Genomic DNA, 23664 nt, shown 5'->3' on the forward strand with positions numbered 1-23664 from the left:
TTTGCGCGCTCTCTCCTGCAATAGATAAGTAGCAGCCATCCCCAGTGCGCCCCAACAACAGCGTTCACTCAGGCCGCAAACAGCACTTTACAGTCCCAATCAATTTCAAAGCGGAAGCAAACATAGCCCACACTTCGAACGCTGTTCAACTCACAAGGAATTCAATAAGTTTCCGAACACAATGACTTAGCGCTCGCGCATCGAATATTTATTTCATTATTCAAACAAACAGGTATTCGCGACGTCTACAGCGTCAAACAGCGGGTCGTCTTGTACCCACGAAGTCTCGAACATGACGAAGTCAGATAGAGGCGGCCCAGGCGGGCCGCCGGGTTTTATCAGAGCGGTTTGCTGCCATACCAACGCGGCGTGTACACCCAGTCGCCCCCTTCGGCGCGCGGGAATACACACGTGGTGGAGGAACCGATCAGCACCATGGTGCGCATGTCCACCTGGTCCGGGGTCAACTGTCCCAATGTCGTGACCCGCAGGGTCTGGCCCGGACGACCGATATCACGCCCCAACACCACCGGCGTGTGCGGCGTGCGATGTTGCGCAACGATCTCCAGCGCTCGCCCCAGCTGCCACGGTCGGGAACGGGAGATCGGGTTGTAGAACGCCAGGGCCAGGTCTGCTTCAGCCGCCAGATCCAGGCGTTTCTCGATGATCGACCACGGTTTGAGATTGTCCGACAGAGACATCACGCAAAAATCATGACCCAGCGGCGCACCGGCCTGGGCGGCGGTGGCGAGGGAAGCCGAGACGCCCGGAAGGATTTGCAGGTCGACGCTATGCCAATGGGCATCCGTCGACTCGTGCAGCGCTTCGAGCACCGCGGCGGCCATGGCGAACACGCCTGGATCGCCGGACGACACCACCACCACGGAACGGCCCTGGGCCGCCAGTTCGAAGGCATGACGGGCACGCTGCATTTCTTCGCGGTTGTCGGTGCAGTGCTGCACCTGATCGGACCGGAAGGGACCGGCCATGCGCACGTAGGTTTCGTAACCCAGCACATCGGTGGCACGGTCGAGTTCGGCGCGCACGGCCGGCACCATCAACTCGGCAGCGCCGGGGCCAAGGCCGATCACGGCAAGACGCCCGCGCGGGCGGCCGATCTGTTCGGGGTCAAGGGGCTGCTCAGTCACGGCGATGGCATGGCTGCCCATGACCTGTAGCGATGCCGGTTGGCCGAGGGCATCGCTCAACCCTGTTTCGAGGTTGCCATTGATTGCGGCAAAACGCAGCGGCACACCCAAGGCCGATGCCGTTTCGTGCAGCTCAGGACGGGCCATGTCGCTGTCCGCCGCCAACAGGCACGCCAGCGACTGCGGCGCGAGGCCGGCCTGCTCCAGTATCGCGCCGATGTCCGCCGACGCCCCTGCACTCAACGCCACCAGCACATTGCGCGGATAAATACGCAGCTCATCCGCCGCCGGTGTACCCGCAGCACTGTCGATACGGATCGCCAACCGTGCCCGTTCATCCTCGGGTAACTGCGCCTGAGCCAGCCACGGCGCGGCGCCTTCGATGCGCACCAATTCACCTGCCAGCAGATCGGAGACAAAACGCTTACCTTGCTCCAGATCGCCGAGGCTGTAGCCACTCGGCGGATTGAGCAGGCAGGTGCCGAAACGCAATTCGCCGCTGGTGGTGATCGCCGGGGTGACTTGCAGTGCTGTGGCGATATCACGGGCCATGACATTGACCCCGCCCAGCCCGCCAAGCAGCGGCACCACCGCGCTGCCGTCCTCGGCCACCGCCAGCACCGGCGGCTCGACGCCTTTTTCCAGCAGCAGCGGCGCCAGCGTGCGGATGACGATGCCGGCCGCGCACAGGGCGATGATCGGCGTGTCCTGTTGATAGAGTTCGCGCAGCGTTGTGCCGAACTCGGTGTATTGACGATCCACACCCTCGACCCGTCCGCTCAGGCCGTGAATCAGGGCGTCAGGGTAGCGCTGCTGGATCCGCCGGGCGGTGGCGAGACTCCCCGGGCCGAGGATGACAATGGCCGGCACTTTGGAAGTCATCAACCCTGCCACCGTTCGCCGGGCACGATGATCAGCGAGAAGTACGGCGAGGACATCGGCTCGACTTCATCCAGCGGCACGATCTTCTGGTTGGCCATGGTTGCCCGCTCGACGTACAACGCCCGACCGTCCAGGCCCAGTTCCTGGAGCACCTGCCGAACCTTGGGGAAGTTACGCCCCAGCTTCATGATGACCGCCGCATCGGCGTCGGCCAGGCGGCGCTTGAGTTCCTCAAAGGGCAGCACGCCAGAGAGCACCGACAGGCTCTGGTTGCGATAGACCAGCGGCGCACCCAGCACCGAGGCGCCACCGAGCATCGAGCACACGCCAGGAATCACCTCGGCGTCATAGCGCTCGGCCAGGCGATCGTGCAGGTACATGTAGGAGCCGTAGAAGAACGGATCGCCCTCGCAGATCACCGCCACATCACGACCGGCATCCAGATGCACGGCCAACTGCTCGGCAGCGGTGTCGTAGAAGTCGGCGATGACCTGTTCATAGGACAGCGGGGCCGGCAGCGCTTCGGTAGTCACCGGATAGACCAGCGGCAGCAACGTCTGCGCCTCCTGCAAATGCGCCTCGATGATGCCGAAAGCGTTGCCCTTCTTGCCCTTGGCGACAAAGTACGCCACCACCGGCGATTCGCGCAGCAGGCGCAGGGCCTTGACCGTAATCAGTTCCGGGTCACCGGGGCCTACGCCGAGGCCGATCAGACGTCCAGGCTGCTGCATCATTCAATCTCCGTAGCGAGGGCGTTGACGGCGGCGGCGGCCATGGCGCTGCCGCCGAGCCGGCCTTGCATGATCACGAACGGCACGCCACGGCTGTTGGCTGCCAGCATCGCCTTGGACTCGGCGGCCCCGACGAAGCCCACCGGGAAGCCCAGGATCAGTGCCGGTTTCGGCGCGCCGGCATCGAGCATTTCCAACAGGTAGAACAGCGCGGTCGGCGCGTTGCCGATCACCACGACACTGCCTTCCAGATGCGGACGCCAAAGCTCCAGGGCGGCCGCCGAACGGGTGTTGCCCAATTCAAGGGCCAACGCCGGCACGCTCTCGTCGCGCAAGGTACAGATCACCGGATTGTTCGCTGGCAGGCGAGCCCGGGTCACGCCTTCGCTGACCATCCGCGCATCGCACAGGATCGGCGCACCGGCGGCCAGCGCCTGGCGTCCCGCCGTGCCGGCGCCCTCGGAAAACTGCAGGCCATCGACGGCCTCGACCATGCCGCAGGCGTGAATCACCCGCACCGCGAGTTTTTCCAAGTCGGCCGGAATGCGCGCCAGGTTGGCTTCGGCGCGAATGATCGCGAAGGAGTTGCGATAGATCTCCTGACCGTCGCGGATGTAATCAAGCATCAAGGGGGCTCCGGGGGCGAGCGTCGAGCCAGTGGCCGAGCGCTTCAATAGTTAGATCGTGCGCCTGCAACGCGCCGAAACCCGGCAGCGTCGCATCGCGAAAATACAGGTCGTAACGACCGGGGGCGACCGCCAGCAAGGTGGCGGGCGCGACATGGGCCGCTGCGCAGGAACGCGGACAGCCCGAGAGATGGATCTTCAGGGCACGGCCCTGGCGTTGCAGCAGCTCGGCCAATTGACGAGCATCGGCCTTGGTGTCGGCCAGGGCTTTGCCACAGCCACTGGAGCCGGTACACGCGATGAGTTGCGCCAGGGGTTGCTCGAGCGAGCACAACAGCCCCAACTCCTCGAGCCGCGCCAGCACATCGGGCGCATCCTCGCGGCGCACGTTGGGCAGCAACAGGCTCTGCCAGGGGCTGAAACGCAGGCTGGCGTCGCCCTTGTCCCGCGCCAATTGCGCCGCTGCGCGCAGCATGACGGCGTCGAGCCGGCCCAGAGGTGCCGCCGCGCCAACGTAGACCCGGTCGTCGTGCTGGGAATGGATGCCGATGTGCAATCCGTCGATGGACTCGCCCCGCCGCCAATCCGGAGGGGGCTGCAACGCCACGCGGCGGGCCAACTGGACGAGGAACTCACCCCTCGGGATTTCGGCCAGCACGTGACGCATGCGCGTCTGGTCGGGACGGGCCAGGTCGAGAAACAACTCCAGCACCGCCACCACCAAATCATGTCCCTGGGCCAGGCGCACAGCGCCGTCCGGCTTATCCAGCGGGGTGCCGGCCAGCCCGAAGGCCAGCCACGGTTCGCCGTTGCGAACCAGCGCCGAGAGCCACAGGTCATGGTGATGTTCAAGCATCGCCAACCCTTCCCCGCCGTCCAATTGCACGGCGAACTTGGCCGACAGTTCATGGAAGCGTTCATGGGTTTGCAGGGTGAAAAGAATCCGCGCGGCCAACGGACGGGTATCGAGCAGCATCTGCCGGTCGATCCCGGCCGTGGGGCTGAGCATCAGGTTGCGCACGTCATCGCCGGCTAGTTTGCGGGGGCCAAGTCCGGCGTTCAGCAAGGGCTCGATCAACGCATCGTGCTGGGGCCCAATCCCACGGATTTGCAGGTTGGCGCGGTTGGTCGCCTCGATGACGCCACCGGCGAACCGCTCGGCCGCCAACGCCACGGCGTCGGCCTGATCCGCCTGGATGGAACCACCGTCGAGCTTGATCCGGCAGATCCCTCCGTCCAGCGCCTGGACGACACGCAGCAACCCCGGACAACCCGAGGGGCGTATGACGCTGGATGATGGACGTTCGTTCAAGGGCAAACCGGTCGATAAGGCACGCCGCAACGGCGAGGGCCCGCCATTATGCCTGCTTTGCCGGGGGGCATGGAAAGCTTGCTGGTCGGATTGCGGGCATCGCGCTGCGCCAGGGAGCCGATCACGGCCACAAAACGGGGGGAGCGAGCCTGTTCGCGATAGCGGTCCACCTGAAAGGGTGATGTTGAATGTGTCAACGCCTTCGCGAGCAAGCCCGCCAAAGGGGTTCGGTGTCAGGCACGCTGACGTAAGTTTCCGGCGCCTTCCATGTAGGGATTTTTACCTTAAAAAACAGGCACATATCTTGGAACACATGCTCATTTGAACAAGCCGCAAAACCCCGCTTTATTCAAAGGGCAACCACTCACTTCACTTCATGGGAATCTTTGATAAGGACATCAGGATATGCCACACACATCGAATTACGCCTACACCCCGGAACAGGTCACGACCGCATTCACCGGGATCACCGACACGCTGTTCAATGGCATTACGGTCGAGTCCGTCCCCAAAATGCTGATCGTCGCCGGATCGCAGGGATCGGGTAAAACCTATCTGCTGGAAAAAAGCCTCCTGCCCTCCCAACGCTACGACAATCATGTGCGCCTGTACCTGCCCGAGTACCGGGAAAAACACCCTCACTACGCCGAAATGATCAAACACGGTGTGCTGCATGCTTATGAGCATACAGAGGCCTTTGTTCGAGAGGTTTGCTCGAAAATCTTCGCAGAGGCGTTCAGGAAAAAATACAACATCATCATGGAATGCGCGTTCGACAGCATCGATTTCGCGGCCTTCCCGGCGATGGCCACGGCAGCGGGCTATCAGCTGGAAACCCACATCATCGCCTGCATAAAAGAGTTCGCTCATCTATCGAGTATCAAAAGAGCCCTCAGAAGCCTGGAAAAACAGGAGCTGGAAAGGTTCGTCACGCTATCGGCGCTCAATGCCAGCCTGGGCAACGCCCAGCCGACCCTGCTGGCTATCGAGACGGCGGCCAAAGCAGTCAGCGGCTCGCAGATATGCTTGTACGAGCGCGGGTTCGGCCCTTTGAAGGAACGGATCCTGCGCACCCAAAGCACCTATACCCTCGATCCGGACGGGACTTTGCTCATCGCGGGACCGAAGGTGGTTTATGCAAATGCCTTCGAGATCATCACCAACAACCGCCTCCACCTCATCGGCGACCGCGAAGAAATGGTAAAGGAGTGCCACCTGACACTGCTCAAGACCCAGCCCCATGCTGAACACGTACCCGACTCGGTCTACAACGATCTGTATGCCTATATCCTCAAATACGTCTACCGATGAATCGGCTGCCTGCTTGAGAAGGTGATGTTGAATGTGCCGGCGCCATCGCGAGCAAGCTCGCTCCCACAGGGGACCTGTGGCAAACACAGACCTTGTGCCTCCCCCGATCAAAACTGTGGGAGCGAGCCTGCTCGCGAAGCGGTCTGTCTGAATCGGTGCCGCACGCCGGCAGGCTCCCAACAGCCCACGCCATAACCGAAGGCGCACGGTATGATGGCGGCCCGGTTCGCGTGCGCAACAAGCCCGCCGATCAAACCTATCCATTCGAGGAACAGAGATGACCCCCTGGCTGACCGTAGTGGGCATCGGTGAAGACGGCTTCAAGGGCCTGGGCCGAGCGGCTCGCCACGCTTTGCTGCAGGCCTCGCGTATTCTGGGCAGTGAGCGCCAGTTGGCGCTATTGCCGCTGTGCATCCGCGGTGAACGGGAGCTGTGGCCCAGTCCATTTTCCCTCGAACCGCTGCTGGCACGGCGCGGAGACCCCGTGTGCGTGCTGGCCAGCGGCGATCCCATGTTCTATGGCGTAGGCGCCAGCCTCGCCAAACACCTGCCTGGCGAGCAGATGCGGGTCATTCCAGCGCCATCGTCCTGTTCGCTGGCGGCGGCCCGCATGGGTTGGCCCTTGCAGGAGGTGGTCACCCTGTCGCTGGTGGCACGGCCCCTGGCGGCACTCAGCGCTCACTTATCCACAGGCGTCCGGCTGTTGCTGCTGAGCAACGACCGCCACAGTCCTGCCGCCGTGGCGGCGCTACTTCGCGAGCGCGGCTTCGGCCCCAGCCCCATGACCGTGCTCGAACATCTGGGCGGCGCCGCCGAACGGCGGATCGAAAGCTGTGCGGCACAATGGTCCGATCCCACCGTCGCGGACCTGAACCTGATCGCCATCGAATGCCGCGCCGAACCCTCGGCGTTGCGCCTGTCGCGCCTGGCCGGTTTGCCGGACACTGCGTTTGAACATGACGGCCAGCTCACCAAACGTGACGTGCGCGCCATTACCCTCGCCCGTCTGGCCCCGATGCCCGGTGAATTGCTCTGGGATGTGGGGGCGGGCAGCGGCTCCATCGGTATCGAATGGATGCGCGCCCACCCCAGTTGCCGAGCCCTGGCCATCGAGGCCGACGAAGGCCGCCAAGGGTTGATCGAACGAAACCGCGACACCCTAGGCGTGCCCGGTCTGCAACTGATCCGCGGGCGGGCACCGCAGGCTCTGGAAGGACTGGAGCCGCCGGACGCGGTATTCATCGGCGGCGGCGTAACCCGCGAGGGCGTGCTCGACGCTTGCTGGGCTCGACTCAAGCCCGGCGGACGGCTGGTGGCCAACGCCGTGACGCTGCAGAGCGAGATGACGCTGATGAACTGGCGCGAACTTCATGGCGGCGAACTGACCCGTATCCACATCGCCCAGGCCCAGCCATTGGGCGAGTTCGACACCTGGCGCCAGGCATTGCCCATCACCTTGCTCGACCTGGTCAAACCCTTCGATGCGTGACGAAACCGCCGAACAACCCGCGCCCCTGCGCAGCGGCCTGACCACCGGCAGTTGCGCCACCGCCACCAGTCTGGCGGCCGCCCGGCTGCTGCTTTGCGGCATCCAGGCCGATGCCGTGGAGATCGTGCTGCCCAAAGGCAAGCACGTGCAGATGCGCCTGGAATTCTGCCGCCTGACCGAGCAAGGCGCCGAAGCCGGGACGATCAAGGACGCCGGCGATGACCCGGACGTGACCCACGGCGCGCTGCTGTTTTCCCAAGTGCGGCTGACAGCCGAGCCTGGGGTGCGCTTCATTGCCGGACGTGGCGTGGGCACCGTGACGCGGCCAGGATTGGTATTGGACGTCGGTGAGCCGGCGATCAATCCGGTACCACGTAAAATGATCGGCGACCACCTGGGACGGCTGGCCGAGCAAGCCGGGTATGCCGGCGGCTTCGAGGTCACGGTCAACGTTGAGGGCGGCGAAGCGCTGGCGCTGAAAACCATGAATCCCCGGCTGGGGATCCTCGGCGGCCTGTCGATCCTCGGCACCAGCGGCATCGTCCGACCATTCTCCTGCGCGGCCTACATTGCCTCGATCCACCAGGGCATCGACGTGGCGAAAACCAACGGTTACCTGCACATCGCCGCCTGCACCGGCAACGCCAGCGAAGACACCATGCGCCGGGTCTACAACCTGCCGGAAATCGCCCTGATCGAAATGGGCGATTTTGTCGGGGCGGTGCTCAAGCATGTGCGCAAGGTGCCCGTGGAGAAACTCAGCCTCTGTGGCGGCTTTGGCAAAATCAGCAAATTGGCCGCCGGTCACATGGACCTGCACAGCCGTCATTCAAGTATCGACCTGCCACAACTGGCGCAATGGGCAGCCGCCATCGGTGCCGATGAGGCATTGCAGCAAGGCATTCGCCAGGCCAACACCAGCCAGCAAGCCCTGGCGATGGCCAGCGCCGCTGGCATCGCCCTCGGCGACGCAGTCTGCGAACACGCCTTGGCCTTCGCTCGCGGCATCGTACCAGCCCAGGTCCAGGTCGAAGTCTTCGCCATCGACCGCCAGGGCGGCGTCGTCGGTCACGCCGGAGTTTTCAAATGAACCGCATTCTGCTGCTGGGGGGTGTCACCGAAGCCCTGGCCATCGCCCGCACCCTGGGCCCAACACACCTCTACAGCCTGGCGGGGATCGGCCGCGTTCCCACCGACCTGACCTGTCAGGTGCGCGTCGGCGGCTACGGCGGCGCCGAAGGGCTGACGCAATTCATTCGTGACCAAGGCATCGACCTGTTGCTGGATGCGACCCACCCCTACGCCGCACAGATCAGCCACAACGCCGCCCACGCAGCCCGCGCTTGCGGCATTCCCTGCTGGGCCCTGCGCCGTCCGGCATGGCAACCCCAGGCCGGGGATGACTGGCGCGAAGTGGCCGACTGGGCCGAACTGATCCAGGCCCTGCTGCCGTTCCACCGCCCCCTCTTCACCCTTGGCCGCGAGCCGCTGCAACACCTGCACGAAATCCCGCCCGAGCAATTCTGGACCCTGCGGGCCCTGGAGGTTTACCCCGGTAATGAGCGCTGCGAAGTCATAGGTGCCCGTGGACCGTTTCATATTGACGGTGAGCGCGAACTGTTCGAACGGCGGCGGATCGATGTGCTGATCAGCAAGAACAGCGGCAGCACGGCCACCGAGCCGAAGCTGGAAGTAGCGCGGGAGCGGGGGCTGCCGGTGTTGGTGTTGAAGCGGCCGGTGTTGCCGGGGGTGGATCGGGAGTTTGGGACGGTGGGTGAGGTGCTGCAGGGGCTTCGGCATTTGGTCTGACAGTCCCCTGCACCCAGGGCCGCTTCGCGCCCCAACGGGGATAAATCCCCTCGCCACAAAGAGTGCGCACACCCCTAGATTTTCAAAGGAATGCTATGGCCCTGACACGAAGCTATAAACACATGATGAAGCCCCTACTCTGCTTTTGAACGCAGAGCCGGAGATGATCAAAATCCCTTGCCATAAAAGCACTCCCTTGAAGATCTGTTGCTACTGTTAACCCAAGCCCTGCGACCCTACACCGCACGTGCTCTTTTTACTTATCAACCCCGATCAGGCTAAATACCGCCACCTGATCGACCATCGAGCGGATTGCCCCATGTCCCGACAACGGCTTGCATTTGCCTGGATCGCCTGCTTCGCAGTGCTGTTCAACATGCTTGCCATGCCGCTTTCCGGCAGCGGTGGTGCGATGGCACAGGCCCAGTCGCCAGCCGAGCAATTGCTGTGGGGCAGTTTCTGCTCTTCCAGCGGAACGAAACTGGTGGCGATTTCCCTGGGCAAGTTCGAGCAGAGCACGCCGCAGAACGACGATCACTCGACGATGCAGCATTGCTGGTGCTGTGCGGGGTCGCCGCCCTTGGTGGCGCTCACCGGGCACGAGCCGCAGTTGTACCTGAATGCTCAGCCGGCCCATCGCGGCGCTGCCCACCCACTGCTCGACAGCCCCACACCGCGCCAGCAATGGCCGAGCCTCAATCCCCGCGCCTCACCTCTGGCCTGATTCTTCCCGCATGCCCCTGCGCCCTGAATCGTTCCGGAGAATGACCCATGCTGAACAGACTTATCCTGCTGGCCGCCCTGCTGCTTCCCGTCGGCTTCGCCCAAGCTCACCAGTACAAAGCGGGCGAGCTTGAAATCGCTCATCCATGGTCCCAGGAGTTGCCGCCCAATGCGCCGACCGTGGCCGCGTATTTCGTGATTCACAACAAGGGCACAACCGCCGACAAACTGCTCAGCGTCGATTCGCCGATTGCCGACAAAGCCGAGCTCCACGAACACGTGATGCAAAACGACCTGATGAAAATGCAAGCGGTGCCCGTCGTTGATATCGCCCCCGGTGCGACTGTCACCTTCGCGCCGATGGCTTATCACGTGATGCTGCTGGGGCTGGAGGATCGCAGCCTGCTCAGCGACGGCAAACGCTTCCCTCTGACCCTGCATTTCGAAAAAGCAGGGGATGTCACGGTCGATGTCGCGGTGCAGAAAAAAGCCCCCGACAGCAGCAAAACCCAAACGCACGCCCACTGATCACCTTTGCCCATGCGAACGCCCCGCGCCAGGTCGGTCATGCCCCGCCGTCAGCTGATGAGCCTGACACGCGGCAGCTGGATCAGCCTGTTCGCCATGCTGATGATCTTTATCGGTCCGCTGATTTCTCAGTCGATGCCGATGGATCAGCGCATGTCTTCGTCCATGACCATGAACATGGAAATGGACATGTCGGCGGGCGTTCACGCCGAGCATGAAGCAGCGAAAGCCGAACATTGCCCGCCCCAGAGCGAGCATCACGTACTGTGGGAAAAGTGTGGTTATTGCAGCCTGCTGTTCAATTGCCCTGCGCTGACGGGGGGGCATAGCTTCGCCGTCTTCGATACCCCGCCACCCCACACCTACACCAGCCCCTCACCACGCCTGGGCCATGCCCGAACGTCATTCTTCCCCGGTGCCCGCACCCGCGCACCGCCCCTCGTCGCGTAGACCCCGACACTTACCTCACCCGGTCGCAAAAGACAGCCCCAGGTTGCCCGACCGTGTCGTTTACGTCTGTTCGATGGAATCATCATGTCCAGGTTTTCTGCCGGCATCGCATTGGGCGCAGCCCAGGTTCGCTGCTCCCCGAACGAGCCACGGGTTCGTTTTCGCTACACCGCCACCGCACTGTGCGGCCTGCTGCTCACGCCCTGTGCGCTGGCCGACGAGCATGCTCACCACGAAGCTCAGATCGAAGAGCTGAGCCCGACGGTCATTACCGCCGTCGCTCCCAGCTCGCCCCTGACCGTGGTCACCAACCCCAAGGATCCGCGCCAACCGGTGCCGGCCAGCGACGGCGGCGATTATCTCAAGACCATTCCCGGCTTCGCCCTGGTGCGCAACGGCGGCACCAATGGCGACCCGGTACTGCGGGGCATGTTCGGCTCGCGGCTGAACATTCTCACCAATGGCAGCATGCTGCTGGGCGCTTGCCCGGGCCGGATGGACGCGCCGACGTCCTATATTTCGCCGGAAACCTACGACAAACTCACCGTTATCAAGGGCCCGCAAACCGTGCTCTGGGGCCCTGGTGCATCGGCCGGGACCGTGCTGTTCGAACGCGAGCCGGAGCAGTTCGGCGAACTGGGCACCCGGGTCAACGCCAGCGTACTGGCCGGTTCCAACGGGCGCTTCGACAAGGTCGTGGATGCGGCCGCCGGCGGGTCTTTGGGTTACGTGCGGGTGATCGGCAACACCGCTCATTCAGACGATTATCGTGACGGCAACAACGACACGGTGCCGTCGCGCTACGACAAGTGGAACGGCGACGTGACGCTGGGCTGGACGCCGGATGCCGATACCCTGCTGGAACTGACCGCTGGCAAGGGCGACGGTGAAGCACGCTACGCCGGACGTGGCATGGATGGCTCGCAGTTCAAGCGTGAAAGCCTGGGCTTGCGTTTCGAGCGTTCGAACATGGGCGATGTGCTGGATACGCTCGAAGCGCAGGTCTACTACAACTACGCCGACCATGTGATGGACAACTACACGCTGCGCACGCCGTCCGGCACCGGGATGATGGCCGGCCCCATGGCGTCCAACGTCGACCGCCGCACCCTCGGCGCACGCATCAAGGCCACCTGGCGCTGGGCCGATGTGCAATTGATCAGTGGCCTGGACGCCCAGACCAACGAGCATCGCCAACGCAGCAGCATGGGCATCGACACCTACAAGAAACGGCCGCGCACCAAGGACGCCGACTTTCATAACTACGGCGTGTTCAGTGAGTTGACCTGGTACGCCGCCGACCGCGACCGGCTGGTCAGCGGCGCCCGCCTCGACCGCGCCTCGGCCAAGGATTACCGCCAAAGCATCGGCTCCGGCATGTCCGTCCGGCCCAATCCCACTGCCGACCAAACCCGCGCCGACACGCTGCCCAGTGGTTTCGTACGCTACGAACACGATCTGGCCGACAGCCCTACTACCCTCTATGCGGGCCTGGGCCACGCGCAACGTTTCCCGGATTACTGGGAGCTGTTTTCGGCCAACGCCGGCCCCGCCGGTTCGCTGAATGCTTTCGACTCGATCAAACCGGAGAAAACCACCCAACTCGACTTCGGCCTGCAGTACAAAACCGAAACCCTCGAAGCCTGGGCGTCGGGTTATGTCGGGCAGGTGCGCGACTACATCCTGTTCGATTACACGCCCGGCATGATGGGCACCACCTCCCGGGCCGAGAACATTGATGCACGGATCATGGGCGGTGAGCTGGGCGCGGCCTACAAGCTGACCGAGCGCTGGAAAGCCGATGCAACATTGGCCTACGCCTGGGGCAAAAACAGCAGCGATGGCAGCGCCCTGGCACAGATGCCGCCGCTCGACGCCCGCCTGGGCCTGACCTACAGCGAAGATCGCTGGAGCGCCGGTGCCCTGTGGCGCGTGGTGGCCGCGCAAAACCGTGTCGACGAGAACAAGGGCAACGTGGTGGGCAAGGACTACGGCAAGAGCTCCGGGTTCGGGGTGTTCTCCCTCAACGGTGCCTACCGCATCAATAAACACTGGAAGGTCAGCAGCGGCGTCGACAACCTGTTCGGCAAAGCCTACGCCGAACATCTGAACCTGGCCGGCAACGCCGGGTTCGGCTACCCGGCGAGTGACCCGCAAGCCATCAACGAACCGGGGCGCACGCTCTGGACCAAGGTGGATATGAGTTTCTGAAAGCATCGCGGGCAAGCCTTGCTCCCACAGGTAGTTCATTGCTGAGGGGCACAACTTGTCCCACTGCACTGACAAGTACTGTGGGAGCAAGGCTTGCCCGCGATCGGTTGCGCAGCAACCGCAAAAAACATAACGATCACATTTGCCCTGCGGAGCGCTTCTAAAATGAGCCAACCGAAACCCAATTTCTACAACCTGGCCTGGCGCTGGCATTTTTATGCCGGGCTGTTCGTGGCGCCGTTCATGGTGATGCTGGCCCTGACCGGCATCATTTACCTGTTCAAGCCGCAACTCGACCCTCTGATGTACGGCAGCCTGCTGAACGTGCCGGCCGGCCATCACACGATGGCGGCGGACGACCTGCTCAAACAGGTCAGGCAAGCCTACCCTCAAGGCCAGGTCAAACAGTACCTGCCGCCGATCAATGCCGAGCGCAGTGCGCAATTCGTGGTGATCGAAAAGGGCCGCGAGCTTAACGTGTTCATTGACCCGTACCATGGCGATGTCCTCGGTGAACAGGACGCCAAGGACAACCTGCAAGCCATCGCCCGGGCCATCCACGGTGAGTTGATGATCGGCACCGTGGGTGACCGACTGGTGGAAATGGCCGCCGGCTGGGGCGTGGTCCTGGTGGTGTCGGGCCTGTACCTGTGGTGGCCTCGCGGGCAGTCGTCGGCCGGAGTGTTGTGGCCACGCTGGAGCGCTCGCGGTCGTTTGTTCTGGCGCGACCTGCATGGGGTCGTCGGCTTCTGGGGCGCGGCGTTTCTGCTGGTGATGCTGCTCAGCGGCATGACCTGGACCGGCTTCTGGGGCAAGCAATATGCTGACCTCTGGAACCGCTTCCCGGCTGCCATGTGGAACGACATGCCCAAGTCCGACGTCGCCGCCGGCAGCCTCAACAATGCGCACCGCCAGACCGTACCCTGGGCCGTGGAAAATACCCCGATGCCGATGTCCGGCGACCATGCCGAACACATGGCCCACGGCGGCGCCCATGAAGGTCCCGCCGCGCCGACCATAAGCCTGCAAGCGGTGCAGGACATCGCCACCGAACGCAAAGTGGAACATGGCTACAGCATCACCCTGCCGACCACCGCCACCGGCGTATTCACCATCGCTGTATTCGCCGACGACCCGCGCAACGACGCGACCCTGCACGTGGACCAGTACACCGGCAAGGTCCTGGCGGATGTGCGTTGGGAACATTACGGCGTCGTCGCCCGCGCCACCGAAACCGGCGTGATGCTGCACGAAGGCAAGATGTTCGGCCCGCTGAACCAGATCATCGTGCTGCTGATTTGCCTGATGATCCTGCTCAGCGCCGTCAGCGGCGTGGTGATCTGGTGGAAGCGTCGGCCCCAGGGCAAGTTCGGCGTACCGGCGCTGCGTCACGACTTGCCGACCTGGAAGACCGGGGTGTTCATCATGCTGGCCCTGGCGGTGGTGTTTCCGCTGGTGGGCGCGTCGCTGCTGGTGATGGGGTTGCTGGATCGGCTCGTCACCCGTTTCAATCGCCAGCCTGAGGTGGTTTCATCTTCAAGTTGAAGACAGCGCGTTAACGAAAGACGGCGCGAAACCTCTACAATCGCGCCCGCCTTGCGAATTGTGAACACGGTGTTCCTGTGGGAGCGAGCCTGCTCGCGATAGCGGTCTGTCAGCCACCTCTGCGCAGGCTGATCCACCGCTATCGCGAGCAGGCTCGCTCCCACAGGGGGCTGTGTCTCGATCCAACCATTTGAGTAGCTGCATGACCGCACTAACCCTCTCCCACCTCGCCTGGACACCCCTGGGCCATGGCCACTGCCATCATCAGTTCCAGCTGCGTGACGCCACGTTGCAGGTGGGTGCCGGGGAGTTTGTCGGGTTGATCGGGCCCAATGGCAGCGGCAAGACCAGTCTGTTGCGCTGCGCCTATCGGTTCAGTCAGCCGGAGGCGGGAGAGGTCAAACTTGACCATCACAACGTCTGGAAACAGTCCTCGCGCTGGTGCGCCCAACGCATCGCTGTGGTGTTGCAAGAGTTTCCCGACGCCTTCGGTCTGACGGTCCAGGAAGTGGTCGCCATGGGGCGCACGCCACACAAAGGCCTGTTCGATGGCGACAATCAGCGAGACCTGAGCCTGGTCAGCCAGTCACTGGAATCGGTGGGGCTGCAAGGTTTCGGCGACCATGCTTTCGCCACACTCTCGGGCGGGGAAAAGCAACGGGTGATCCTGGCTCGCGCCCTGGCGCAGCAGCCGCAGGTGCTGATCCTCGATGAGCCGACCAATCACCTCGACCCGCGTTATCAACTCCAACTGCTGCAACTGATCAAACGCCTGGGGATCGGCACCCTCGCCAGCATCCACGACCTGAATCTGGCCGCTGCGTTCTGTGATCGGCTCTACGTCATCGACCACGGACACATCGTCGCCAGCGGCACGCCCAAGGAAGTGCTGACGGTCACGCTATTGCGCGACGTCTTTGGTGTGCAGGCGCTGATTGACGAACACCCCTTGGCCGCCCACCCCCGAATCACCTGGATAACCCAACCATGATCTTGCGTTCCCTGCTGCTTCTGCCGCTGCTGCTCGGCAGTGCACATGCTTTGGCCGAGGCCACCCGCTACCCATTGACGATCCAAAGCTGCAATCGCGAAGTCACCTTCAACCGAGCGCCGAAACACGCCGTCAGCCATGACATCAACATGACCCAGATGATGCTCGCCCTGGGGCTCAAGTCGCGCATGGTGGGCTACAGCGGCATCAGCGGCTGGAAGTCCGTGACGCCCGACATGGAGAAAATCCTCGATGGCCTGCCGGAGCTGGCGGCCAAATACCCGTCTGTGGAAACCCTGCTCAATGCCAACGTGGATTTCTTCTTTGCCGGCTGGGACTACGGCATGCGGGTGGGCGGCGACCTGACGCCGCAAACCCTGCAACCGCTGGGCATCAATGTGTACGAGTTGACCGAATCCTGCGCGTTCGTGATGAAACGCCCGCCGGCCACCCTGGAAGACACCTATAACGACCTGCGCAACCTGGGAAGGATTTTCGATGTGCAGGATCGCGCCAATGAGTTGATCGCCTCGATGCAGGCCCAGGTGACGCAAGTGCGCAAGCAGTTGCCTGCTGATCAGCCCCGAGTGTTCCTGTACGACAGTGGCGAAGACCGCGCCATGACCTCCGGCCGTCTCGGCATGCCACAGGCCCTGATCGATGCGGCCGGCGGGCGCAACATTCTTGATGACGTGCAGACCAGTTGGACCCGGGTGAGCTGGGAGAACGTGGTCGAGCGCAACCCCGAAGTGATCGTGATTGTCGATTACGGCGAAGTCAGCGCCGAGCAGAAGCAGCAATTCCTGCTGAACAACCCGGCCCTGCAATCGGTGGATGCGATCAAGCACCGGCGCTTCATCGTGATCCCTTACGTTCAGGCCACGCCGGGTATCGATAACGTATTAGCGGTGCAAACCCTGGCAAAGGGTTTTCACCGTCCATGAGCAATCGTCGCTATGGCGCGTTGCTGGTGTGCCTCGGTGCACTGATGCTGGTGTCGTGCGTGGTGTCCCTGGGGTTCGGTCCGGCGCGGGTGCCGGTGGCTGTGGTCTGGGACATCCTGCTGAACAAGGCTTTCGGTGTGGGTGACGTGTATTGGTCGCCCGGCCAGGAACATATCGTTTGGCTGATCCGCGTCCCGCGCCTGCTGCTCGGTGCCTTGGTGGGCGCGGGGCTGGCGTTGATCGGTGCGGTCCTGCAAGCGGTGACGCGCAACCCCCTGGCCGACCCGCACCTGCTGGGCGTCACGTCCGGCGCGACCCTGGGTGCGGTCATTGTGGTGCTGCATGTCGGTGAGATCATTGGTCTGCTGACCCTGCCGCTGGCCGCATTTATCGGCGCATTGTTGAGCATGTTGCTGGTACTGGCCATCGCCAGCCGCCAAGGCCGTCTGGAAAGCGATCGCTTGTTGCTGTGCGGCGTGGCGGTGTCATTCGTGATGATGGCGGCGGCCAACCTCTTGCTGTTTCTGGGTGACCATCGCGCCAGTTCCGCAGTGATGTTCTGGATGCTCGGCGGCCTGGGCCTGGCGCGCTGGGAATTGCTGGCGGTGCCGGCGGCCAGTGTGTTGCTGGGGCTGGGATTGCTGCTGGGCATGGCCCGGCCGCTGAATGCACTGATGGCGGGCGAACAGACCGCCGTGACCCTGGGCCTGAACGCGGCGAAGGTGAGGTTGTGGATTTTCCTGATCGCCTCGCTGATGACCGGCGTGCTGGTGTCCATCAGCGGCTCGATCGGTTTTGTCGGGCTGATGGTGCCGCACATTGCCAGGCGCCTGGTGGGTGCCGAACACCGTCGGCTGCTGCCTGCGTGTGTTCTGCTGGGCAGCCTGTTCCTGGTGTGGGTGGATGTGGCGGCCCGGACCCTGATCGCACCGGAGGACTTGCCCATTGGCGTCGCCACTGCCGCTATCGGTGGCCTGTTCTTCATCGGCCTGATGCGCCGTCGCTGAATCCACCCCTGTCTCCCTGACTTGCAAATAACAGGGGAACTGCAAGCCTTCGCCCCAATGTGGCGCATCTGATCGCACCAGCGCCTAGGCCGCGGTCGCTAGTGGTGCATTCGCACTTTTACCCCAGCGCGCCAACCCCGCATTCTCAATGCCTTTGCTCAACCGGGCACACCCCTTGCAAAAGCCCCTTCAGCGTCCGCATCTGCCATCGAAAAAAACTCATAATTGCACGGAGATCGCACAATGAAGCGTCGTAGCTTGATCAAGGCTTTTACACTCTCGGCAAGCATTGCCGCGATGGGCATGGCCTGGACCGTCCAGGCCGCCGAAACCATCAAGGTCGGCATCTTGCATTCATTGTCCGGCACCATGGCGATCTCCGAGACGTCCCTCAAGGACATGGCGCTGATGACCATCGACGAGATCAACGCCAAAGGTGGGGTCAACGGCAAGCAGCTCGAAGCGGTGGTCGTGGACCCGGCCTCGAACTGGCCGCTGTTCGCCGAAAAAGGCCGTCAATTGCTGACCCAGGACAAGGTCGCGGTGGTGTTCGGCTGCTGGACGTCGGTGTCGCGCAAATCCGTGTTGCCGGTGTTCGAAGAGCTCAACGGCCTGCTGTTCTACCCGGTGCAATACGAAGGCGAAGAGATGTCGCCGAACGTCTTCTACACCGGCGCGGCGCCGAACCAGCAGGCCATTCCGGCGGTGGAATACCTGATGAGCGAAGAAGGCGGCAGTGCCAAGCGCTACTTCCTGCTGGGCACCGACTACGTCTACCCGCGCACCACCAACAAGATCCTGCGTTCGTTCCTGCATTCCAAAGGTGTGGCAGACAAGGACATCGAAGAGGTCTACACCCCGTTCGGCCACAGCGACTACCAGACCATCGTGGCCAACATCAAAAAGTTCTCGGCCGGCGGCAAGACCGCGGTCATCTCCACGGTCAACGGCGACTCCAACGTGCCGTTCTATAAAGAACTGGCGAACCAGGGCCTGAAAGCCACCGACGTACCAGTGGTGGCGTTCTCGGTGGGCGAAGAAGAGCTGCGCGGCATCGACACCAAGCCGCTGGTGGGTAACCTGGCGGCGTGGAACTACTTCGAGTCCGTGGATAACCCGGCGAACAAGAAATTCGTCGATTCCTGGAAGGCCTATGCCAAGGCCAAAAACCTGCCAGGCGCCGACAAAGCCGTGACCAACGACCCGATGGAAGCCACCTACGTGGGCATCCATATGTGGGCGCAAGCGGTTGAAAAAGCCAAGTCCACCGACGTCGACAAAGTCCGCGAAGCCCTGGCCGGCCAGACCTTCGACGCACCGTCGGGCTACACCCTGACCATGGACAAGACCAACCACCACCTGCACAAGCCGGTGATGATCGGCGAGATCCAGGCCGACGGTCAGTTCAACGTGGTCTGGCAGACCGAGGGCCCGATCCGCGCCCAGCCGTGGAGCCCGTTCATCGAAGGCAACGACAAGAAGCCTGACTATGCGGTGAAGAGCAACTGAGCCCATGGGTGTCGGTCCTGGATCCCGGGACCGACACACAACCTTGTGGGAGCGAGCCTGCTCGCGATAGCGGTGGGTCAGCTAGAAATGATGTGACTGACTCTCCGCTATCGCGAGCAGGCTCGCTCCCACATAAGAAAGAAGTTCGCGCAAGGCCAAGCATATGCCCACCGCCCTCTACCGCCTCATCCTCGCCCTGGTGCTGCTATTGCCACTGGAGGCCCACGCCGGTGATGCCGAAGATTTCCTCGCCGCCAAGCCGCCCCAGCAAGCCACGCTGCTGGAAACCTGGGCCGCGCAGCCGGAACCTGAGCGTGTCGAACTGATCAACGCCTTGCAACAAGGCCAGTTGACCGTCGACGGCCAGCCCAAGACCCTGCGTCTGAACAACCGCTTGCGAGGGTTGATTGAAACCGCCCTGGCCAGCCATCAACTATTGGCCGCTGACGCCAGCGTGCGCCTGAGCGCCGCCCAGCAACTGCAAAAAAGCGCCCGCCCGGCCCAACTGGCATTTCTCGATCGACAACTGGCCGGCGAGCAGGACGAAGACGTGCATGCAGCCCTGAGCCTGGCGTTGGCGAACCTGCAACTGGTAGACCCCAACCCGTCGGTTCGCCTGGCTGCCGTCCGGCTACTGGGGGAAACCGGCGATCCGTTGGCCCGCACCCGCCTCGAAGGCCTGCTCGAACCCGGCGTTGAAACCGACGCCACGGTACGCACCGCCGCCGAAACCAGCCTCAGCCAGGTCAAGCGCAAGCTGCTGATCGGTGAATTGCTGGGCCAGGCCTTCAGCGGCATGTCCCTGGGCTCGATCCTGCTCCTGGCCGCCCTGGGCCTGGCAATCACCTTCGGCCTGCTGGGGGTGATCAACATGGCCCACGGCGAGATGCTCATGTTGGGGGCCTATTCCACCTACGTGGTGCAGATGCTGTTCCAGCGCTTCGCCCCGAATGCCATCGAGTTCTACCCGTTGATCGCCCTGCCGGTGGCGTTTTTCATCACCGCCGCCATCGGTATGGCTTTGGAGCGCACGGTGATTCGCCATCTCTACGGAAGGCCATTGGAAACCCTGCTCGCCACCTGGGGCATCAGCCTGATGCTGATCCAACTGGTGCGCCTGGTGTTCGGCGCGCAGAACGTTGAAGTCGCCAACCCGGCCTGGCTGTCCGGCGGCATCCAGGTACTGCCGAATCTCGTACTGCCCTACAACCGCATCGTGATCATCGCCTTCGCCCTGTTCGTGGTGGCGCTGACCTGGCTGTTGCTGAACAAGACCCGCCTGGGCCTGAACGTGCGCGCGGTGACCCAGAACCGCAACATGGCCGCTTGCTGCGGCGTGCCCACCGGCCGCGTGGACATGCTCGCTTTCGGCCTCGGCTCGGGCATCGCCGGGCTTGGCGGCGTGGCCCTGAGCCAGATCGGCAACGTCGGCCCGGACCTGGGCCAGAGCTACATCATCGACTCGTTCCTGGTGGTGGTGCTCGGTGGCGTCGGTCAGTTGGCCGGCAGTGTGTTCGCCGCGTTCGGGCTGGGCATCGCCAACAAGATTCTTGAACCGCAGATCGGCGCCGTGCTCGGCAAGATCCTGATCCTCGCGCTGATCATTCTGTTCATCCAGAAGCGTCCGCAAGGCCTCTTCGCGCTCAAAGGACGGGTAATCGACTGATGAACCAGCCCCTGATGCTCACGGCCGCGCAAAAGGCCGGCCCGAAAGTCACCCTCGCCGTCGGCGTGGTGATCCTGGCAGTGCTGTTGAGCCTGCCGCTGCTGTCGCTGTTGGCAGTGGATAACCCGCTGCATGTCTCGGCTTACACCCTGACCCTGGTGGGCAAGATTCTCTGCTACGCCATCGTCGCCCTGGCGCTGGACCTGGTCTGGGGCTACGCCGGCCTGCTCTCCCTGGGCCACGGTCTGTTCTTCGCCCTGGGCGGCTATGCCATGGGCATGTACCTGATGCGCCAGGCCGCCGGTGACGGCTTGCCGGCGTTCATGACCTTTCTGTCGTGGAGCGAATTGCCCTGGTACTGGAGCGGCACCGACAGCTTTGTCTGGGCCATGTGCCTGGTGGTGCTGGCACCGGGGTTGCTGGCGCTGGTGTTCGGCTTCTTCGCCTTCCGCTCGCGGATCAAGGGCGTGTATTTCTCGATCATGACCCAGGCCCTGACGTTTGCCGGGATGCTGCTGTTTTTCCGCAACGAAACCGGGTTTGGCGGCAACAACGGCTTCACCAACTTTCGCTCGATCCTGGGCTTTGGCATCACCGAGCCGGGCACCCGAGCGGTGCTGTTCCTGGCCACGGTGCTGCTCTTGGTGGCGAGCCTGTTCATCGGCTGGCGCCTGGCCCGCAGCAAGTTCGGCCGAGTGCTGACCGCCCTGCGCGACGCGGAAAACCGCCTGATGTTCTGCGGCTACGATCCCCGTGGCTTCAAGCTGTTCGTCTGGGTATTGAGCGCGGTGTTGTGCGGCCTGGCCGGGGCGTTGTATGTGCCGCAGGTGGGCATCATCAACCCCAGCGAGATGTCGCCGACCAACTCCATCGAGGCCGCCGTGTGGGTGGCCCTTGGCGGGCGCGGCACGCTGATCGGGCCGCTGCTGGGGGCCGGTGTGGTCAACGGCATGAAGAGCTGGTTCACCGTGGCCTTTCCCGAGTACTGGCTGTTCTTCCTCGGCGCGCTGTTCATCGTTGTGACCCTGTATCTGCCCAAGGGTGTGATCGGGCTACTCAAGAAAAGGGGCGAATGATGCGAATCACACCCACAGCCGATTTCATGCTCGAACCCATACTGGATCCCAACAAAGACCAAGGCAGCAGTCGCGACGCCATCGGCCTCGGTCAGGCCGCCGGCAAGGGCCTGAACACCCGTCACGGCACCATCCTGACCCTGGAAGACATCAGCGTCAGTTTCGACGGTTTCAAGGCCCTGAACGCTCTTAACCTGTACATCGGCGTCGGCGAATTGCGCTGCATCATCGGCCCCAACGGCGCGGGCAAGACCACGCTGATGGACGTGATCACCGGCAAGACCCGGCCCAGCCACGGCAAGGCCTGGTTCGGTGAAACCCTGGACCTGACGAGCATGAGCGAAGTGCAGATCGCCCAGGCCGGCATCGGTCGCAAATTCCAGAAACCCACGGTGTTCGAAGCCTTGAGCGTGTTCGAGAACCTGGAGCTGGCGCTGAAAACCGACAAATCGGTGTGGGCGAGCCTGCGGGCCAAACTCACTGGCGAGCAACACGAGCGCATCAGCGAAGTGCTGGAGACCATCCGCCTCACGACGTCGGTCAATCGCGCCGCCGGGTTGCTGTCCCACGGGCAGAAACAGTTTCTGGAGATCGGCATGCTGCTGGTGCAGGACCCACAACTCTTGCTGCTCGACGAACCCGTGGCGGGCATGACCGACGCCGAAACCGAGTTCACTGCCGAGCTGTTCAAATCACTGGCGGGCAAGCATTCGCTGATGGTGGTGGAACACGACATGGGCTTCGTCGGCGCGATTGCCGACCACGTCACCGTGCTGCACCAGGGCAGCGTGCTGGCCGAAGGGTCGCTGGCGCAGGTGCAGGACAATGAGCGGGTGATCGAGGTGTATCTCGGGCGCTGAGGCGCAAAATTGCTTTTTATGTGGGAGCGAGCCTGCTCGCGATGGCGGTGTGTCAGTCAGCATCCATTCTGAATGTTCTGACGCTATCGCGAGCGGGCTCGCTCCCACAGGGGTTCGAGGAGAATCTGGAAAATGCTGCAAGTCGACAAGCTGCACCAATACTACGGCGGTAGCCACATCCTGCGCGGCCTGTCATTCGACGTGAAGGTCGGCGAGGTGACGTGCCTGCTGGGCCGCAACGGCGTGGGCAAGACCACCCTGCTCAAATGCCTGATGGGCCTGTTGCCGGCCAAGGAAGGGGCGGTGAGCTGGGAAGGCAAACCCATCACCACCTTCAAACCGCACCAACGGGTGCACGCCGGTATTGCCTACGTGCCTCAGGGCCGGGAGATTTTCGGACGGCTGACGGTGGAAGAAAACCTGCTGATGGGCCTGTCGCGTTTTCCCGCCGCCGAGGCCAAGGAGGTGCCGGCGTTCATTTACGAATTGTTCCCGGTGCTGCTGCAAATGAAACAACGCCGTGGCGGTGACCTGTCCGGTGGCCAGCAACAGCAACTTGCCATTGGCCGGGCCCTGGCCAGCCGTCCGCGCCTGCTGATTCTCGACGAGCCCACCGAAGGCATTCAACCGTCGGTGATCAAGGAGATCGGCGTGGTCATCAAGAAACTGGCGGCCCGGGGCGACATGGCGATTTTGCTGGTGGAGCAGTTCTACGACTTCGCCGCCGAACTGGCCGATCAATACCTGGTGATGTCCCGGGGCGAGATCGTGCAGCAGGGGCGCGGAGAAAATATGGAAGCCGAGGGTGTGCGCGGGCTGGTTACGATCTAGTCTGTAGCGCTCTAA

21 protein-coding genes are annotated in these 23664 nt (G+C 63.0%); 17 read left to right on the forward strand and 4 right to left on the reverse strand.

Annotated elements, in window-relative coordinates; translation table 11 throughout:
• Positions 1-338 precede the first annotated feature (338 nt).
• The 4 genes from cobJ to cobG are packed head-to-tail and all read right to left on the reverse strand — an operon-like array spanning position 339 to position 4699.
• Positions 339-2030 (reverse strand): precorrin-3B C(17)-methyltransferase, encoded by a 1692-nt coding sequence (gene cobJ / locus HQ912_RS25385; RefSeq protein WP_173407432.1) that lies wholly within the window; start codon positions 2028-2030, stop codon positions 339-341.
• The gene (locus tag HQ912_RS25390; RefSeq protein ID WP_080962883.1) at positions 2030-2764 is read right to left on the reverse strand and encodes a precorrin-2 C(20)-methyltransferase; all 735 of its coding nucleotides are present in this window, start codon (positions 2762-2764) and stop codon (positions 2030-2032) included. The genes cobJ and HQ912_RS25390 overlap by 1 nt, the downstream gene beginning before the upstream one ends.
• Positions 2761-3387 carry a precorrin-8X methylmutase gene (locus HQ912_RS25395; RefSeq protein ID WP_047227378.1) on the reverse strand — a complete coding sequence of 209 codons (627 nt, stop codon included), beginning with the start codon at positions 3385-3387 and terminating at the stop codon, positions 2761-2763. Before HQ912_RS25395 ends, HQ912_RS25390 begins: the two co-directional genes overlap by 4 nt.
• Positions 3380-4699, reverse strand: coding sequence for a precorrin-3B synthase (gene cobG, locus HQ912_RS25400; RefSeq protein WP_231990601.1), 1320 nt, complete (start codon positions 4697-4699; stop codon positions 3380-3382). Before cobG ends, HQ912_RS25395 begins: the two co-directional genes overlap by 8 nt.
• A 405-nt stretch (positions 4700-5104) precedes the next feature.
• Here cobG and HQ912_RS25405 point away from each other — a divergent pair, with 405 nt between their 5' ends.
• From HQ912_RS25405 to urtE, 17 genes are all read left to right on the forward strand, one after another.
• Positions 5105-6010: a zeta toxin family protein gene (locus HQ912_RS25405; protein WP_173407433.1), complete on the forward strand. Its 906-nt coding sequence runs from the start codon at positions 5105-5107 to the stop codon at positions 6008-6010.
• A gap of 277 nt (positions 6011-6287) precedes the next feature.
• On the forward strand, positions 6288-7499 hold the full coding sequence (cbiE, locus tag HQ912_RS25410) for a precorrin-6y C5,15-methyltransferase (decarboxylating) subunit CbiE (RefSeq protein ID WP_076382854.1): 1212 nt from the start codon (positions 6288-6290) through the stop codon (positions 7497-7499).
• Entirely contained in the window at positions 7492-8589 is a 1098-nt protein-coding gene (locus HQ912_RS25415) for a cobalt-precorrin-5B (C(1))-methyltransferase (RefSeq protein WP_173407434.1), read from the forward strand. Before cbiE ends, HQ912_RS25415 begins: the two co-directional genes overlap by 8 nt.
• Positions 8586-9308: a cobalt-precorrin-6A reductase gene (locus HQ912_RS25420; protein ID WP_173407435.1), complete on the forward strand. Its 723-nt coding sequence runs from the start codon at positions 8586-8588 to the stop codon at positions 9306-9308. Before HQ912_RS25415 ends, HQ912_RS25420 begins: the two co-directional genes overlap by 4 nt.
• Positions 9309-9627: 319 nt before the next feature.
• Positions 9628-10032: a DUF2946 domain-containing protein gene (locus HQ912_RS25425; protein ID WP_076382856.1), complete on the forward strand. Its 405-nt coding sequence runs from the start codon at positions 9628-9630 to the stop codon at positions 10030-10032.
• Positions 10033-10079: 47 nt separating this feature from the next.
• Positions 10080-10559, forward strand: a complete 480-nt coding sequence (locus HQ912_RS25430) for a copper chaperone PCu(A)C (RefSeq protein WP_047227371.1) — start codon at positions 10080-10082, stop codon at positions 10557-10559.
• A gap of 12 nt (positions 10560-10571) precedes the next feature.
• Positions 10572-11009, forward strand: a complete 438-nt coding sequence (locus HQ912_RS25435) for a DUF2946 domain-containing protein (protein ID WP_370695172.1) — start codon at positions 10572-10574, stop codon at positions 11007-11009.
• A gap of 84 nt (positions 11010-11093) precedes the next feature.
• Entirely contained in the window at positions 11094-13220 is a 2127-nt protein-coding gene (locus HQ912_RS25440) for a TonB-dependent copper receptor (protein WP_173407436.1), read from the forward strand.
• A gap of 165 nt (positions 13221-13385) precedes the next feature.
• Complete coding sequence (locus HQ912_RS25445) at positions 13386-14765, forward strand: PepSY domain-containing protein (protein ID WP_173407437.1); 1380 nt, start codon at positions 13386-13388, stop codon at positions 14763-14765.
• 202 nt (positions 14766-14967) lie between these two features.
• Positions 14968-15756, forward strand: a complete 789-nt coding sequence (locus HQ912_RS25450) for an ABC transporter ATP-binding protein (RefSeq protein WP_173407438.1) — start codon at positions 14968-14970, stop codon at positions 15754-15756.
• The gene (locus HQ912_RS25455; RefSeq protein ID WP_173407439.1) at positions 15753-16700 is read left to right on the forward strand and encodes an ABC transporter substrate-binding protein; all 948 of its coding nucleotides are present in this window, start codon (positions 15753-15755) and stop codon (positions 16698-16700) included. Before HQ912_RS25450 ends, HQ912_RS25455 begins: the two co-directional genes overlap by 4 nt.
• On the forward strand, positions 16697-17707 hold the full coding sequence (locus tag HQ912_RS25460) for a FecCD family ABC transporter permease (RefSeq protein WP_092395852.1): 1011 nt from the start codon (positions 16697-16699) through the stop codon (positions 17705-17707). The genes HQ912_RS25455 and HQ912_RS25460 overlap by 4 nt, the downstream gene beginning before the upstream one ends.
• A gap of 243 nt (positions 17708-17950) precedes the next feature.
• Complete coding sequence (urtA, locus tag HQ912_RS25465; protein WP_058545695.1) at positions 17951-19216, forward strand: urea ABC transporter substrate-binding protein; 1266 nt, start codon at positions 17951-17953, stop codon at positions 19214-19216.
• 163 nt (positions 19217-19379) lie between these two features.
• Positions 19380-20882, forward strand: a complete 1503-nt coding sequence (gene urtB, locus HQ912_RS25470; RefSeq protein WP_173407440.1) for an urea ABC transporter permease subunit UrtB — start codon at positions 19380-19382, stop codon at positions 20880-20882.
• Positions 20882-21958: an urea ABC transporter permease subunit UrtC gene (urtC, locus tag HQ912_RS25475; RefSeq protein ID WP_047227363.1), complete on the forward strand. Its 1077-nt coding sequence runs from the start codon at positions 20882-20884 to the stop codon at positions 21956-21958. Before urtB ends, urtC begins: the two co-directional genes overlap by 1 nt.
• Positions 21958-22818, forward strand: coding sequence for an urea ABC transporter ATP-binding protein UrtD (urtD, locus tag HQ912_RS25480; protein ID WP_047227437.1), 861 nt, complete (start codon positions 21958-21960; stop codon positions 22816-22818). The genes urtC and urtD overlap by 1 nt, the downstream gene beginning before the upstream one ends.
• Before the next feature lie 132 nt (positions 22819-22950).
• Positions 22951-23649: an urea ABC transporter ATP-binding subunit UrtE gene (urtE, locus tag HQ912_RS25485; protein WP_047227362.1), complete on the forward strand. Its 699-nt coding sequence runs from the start codon at positions 22951-22953 to the stop codon at positions 23647-23649.
• The last annotated feature ends 15 nt before the right edge of the window (positions 23650-23664 follow it).

This window comes from Pseudomonas sp. MPDS (genome assembly GCF_013283895.1).
In the GTDB taxonomy this organism is placed as follows: domain Bacteria; phylum Pseudomonadota; class Gammaproteobacteria; order Pseudomonadales; family Pseudomonadaceae; genus Aquipseudomonas; species Aquipseudomonas rhizophila.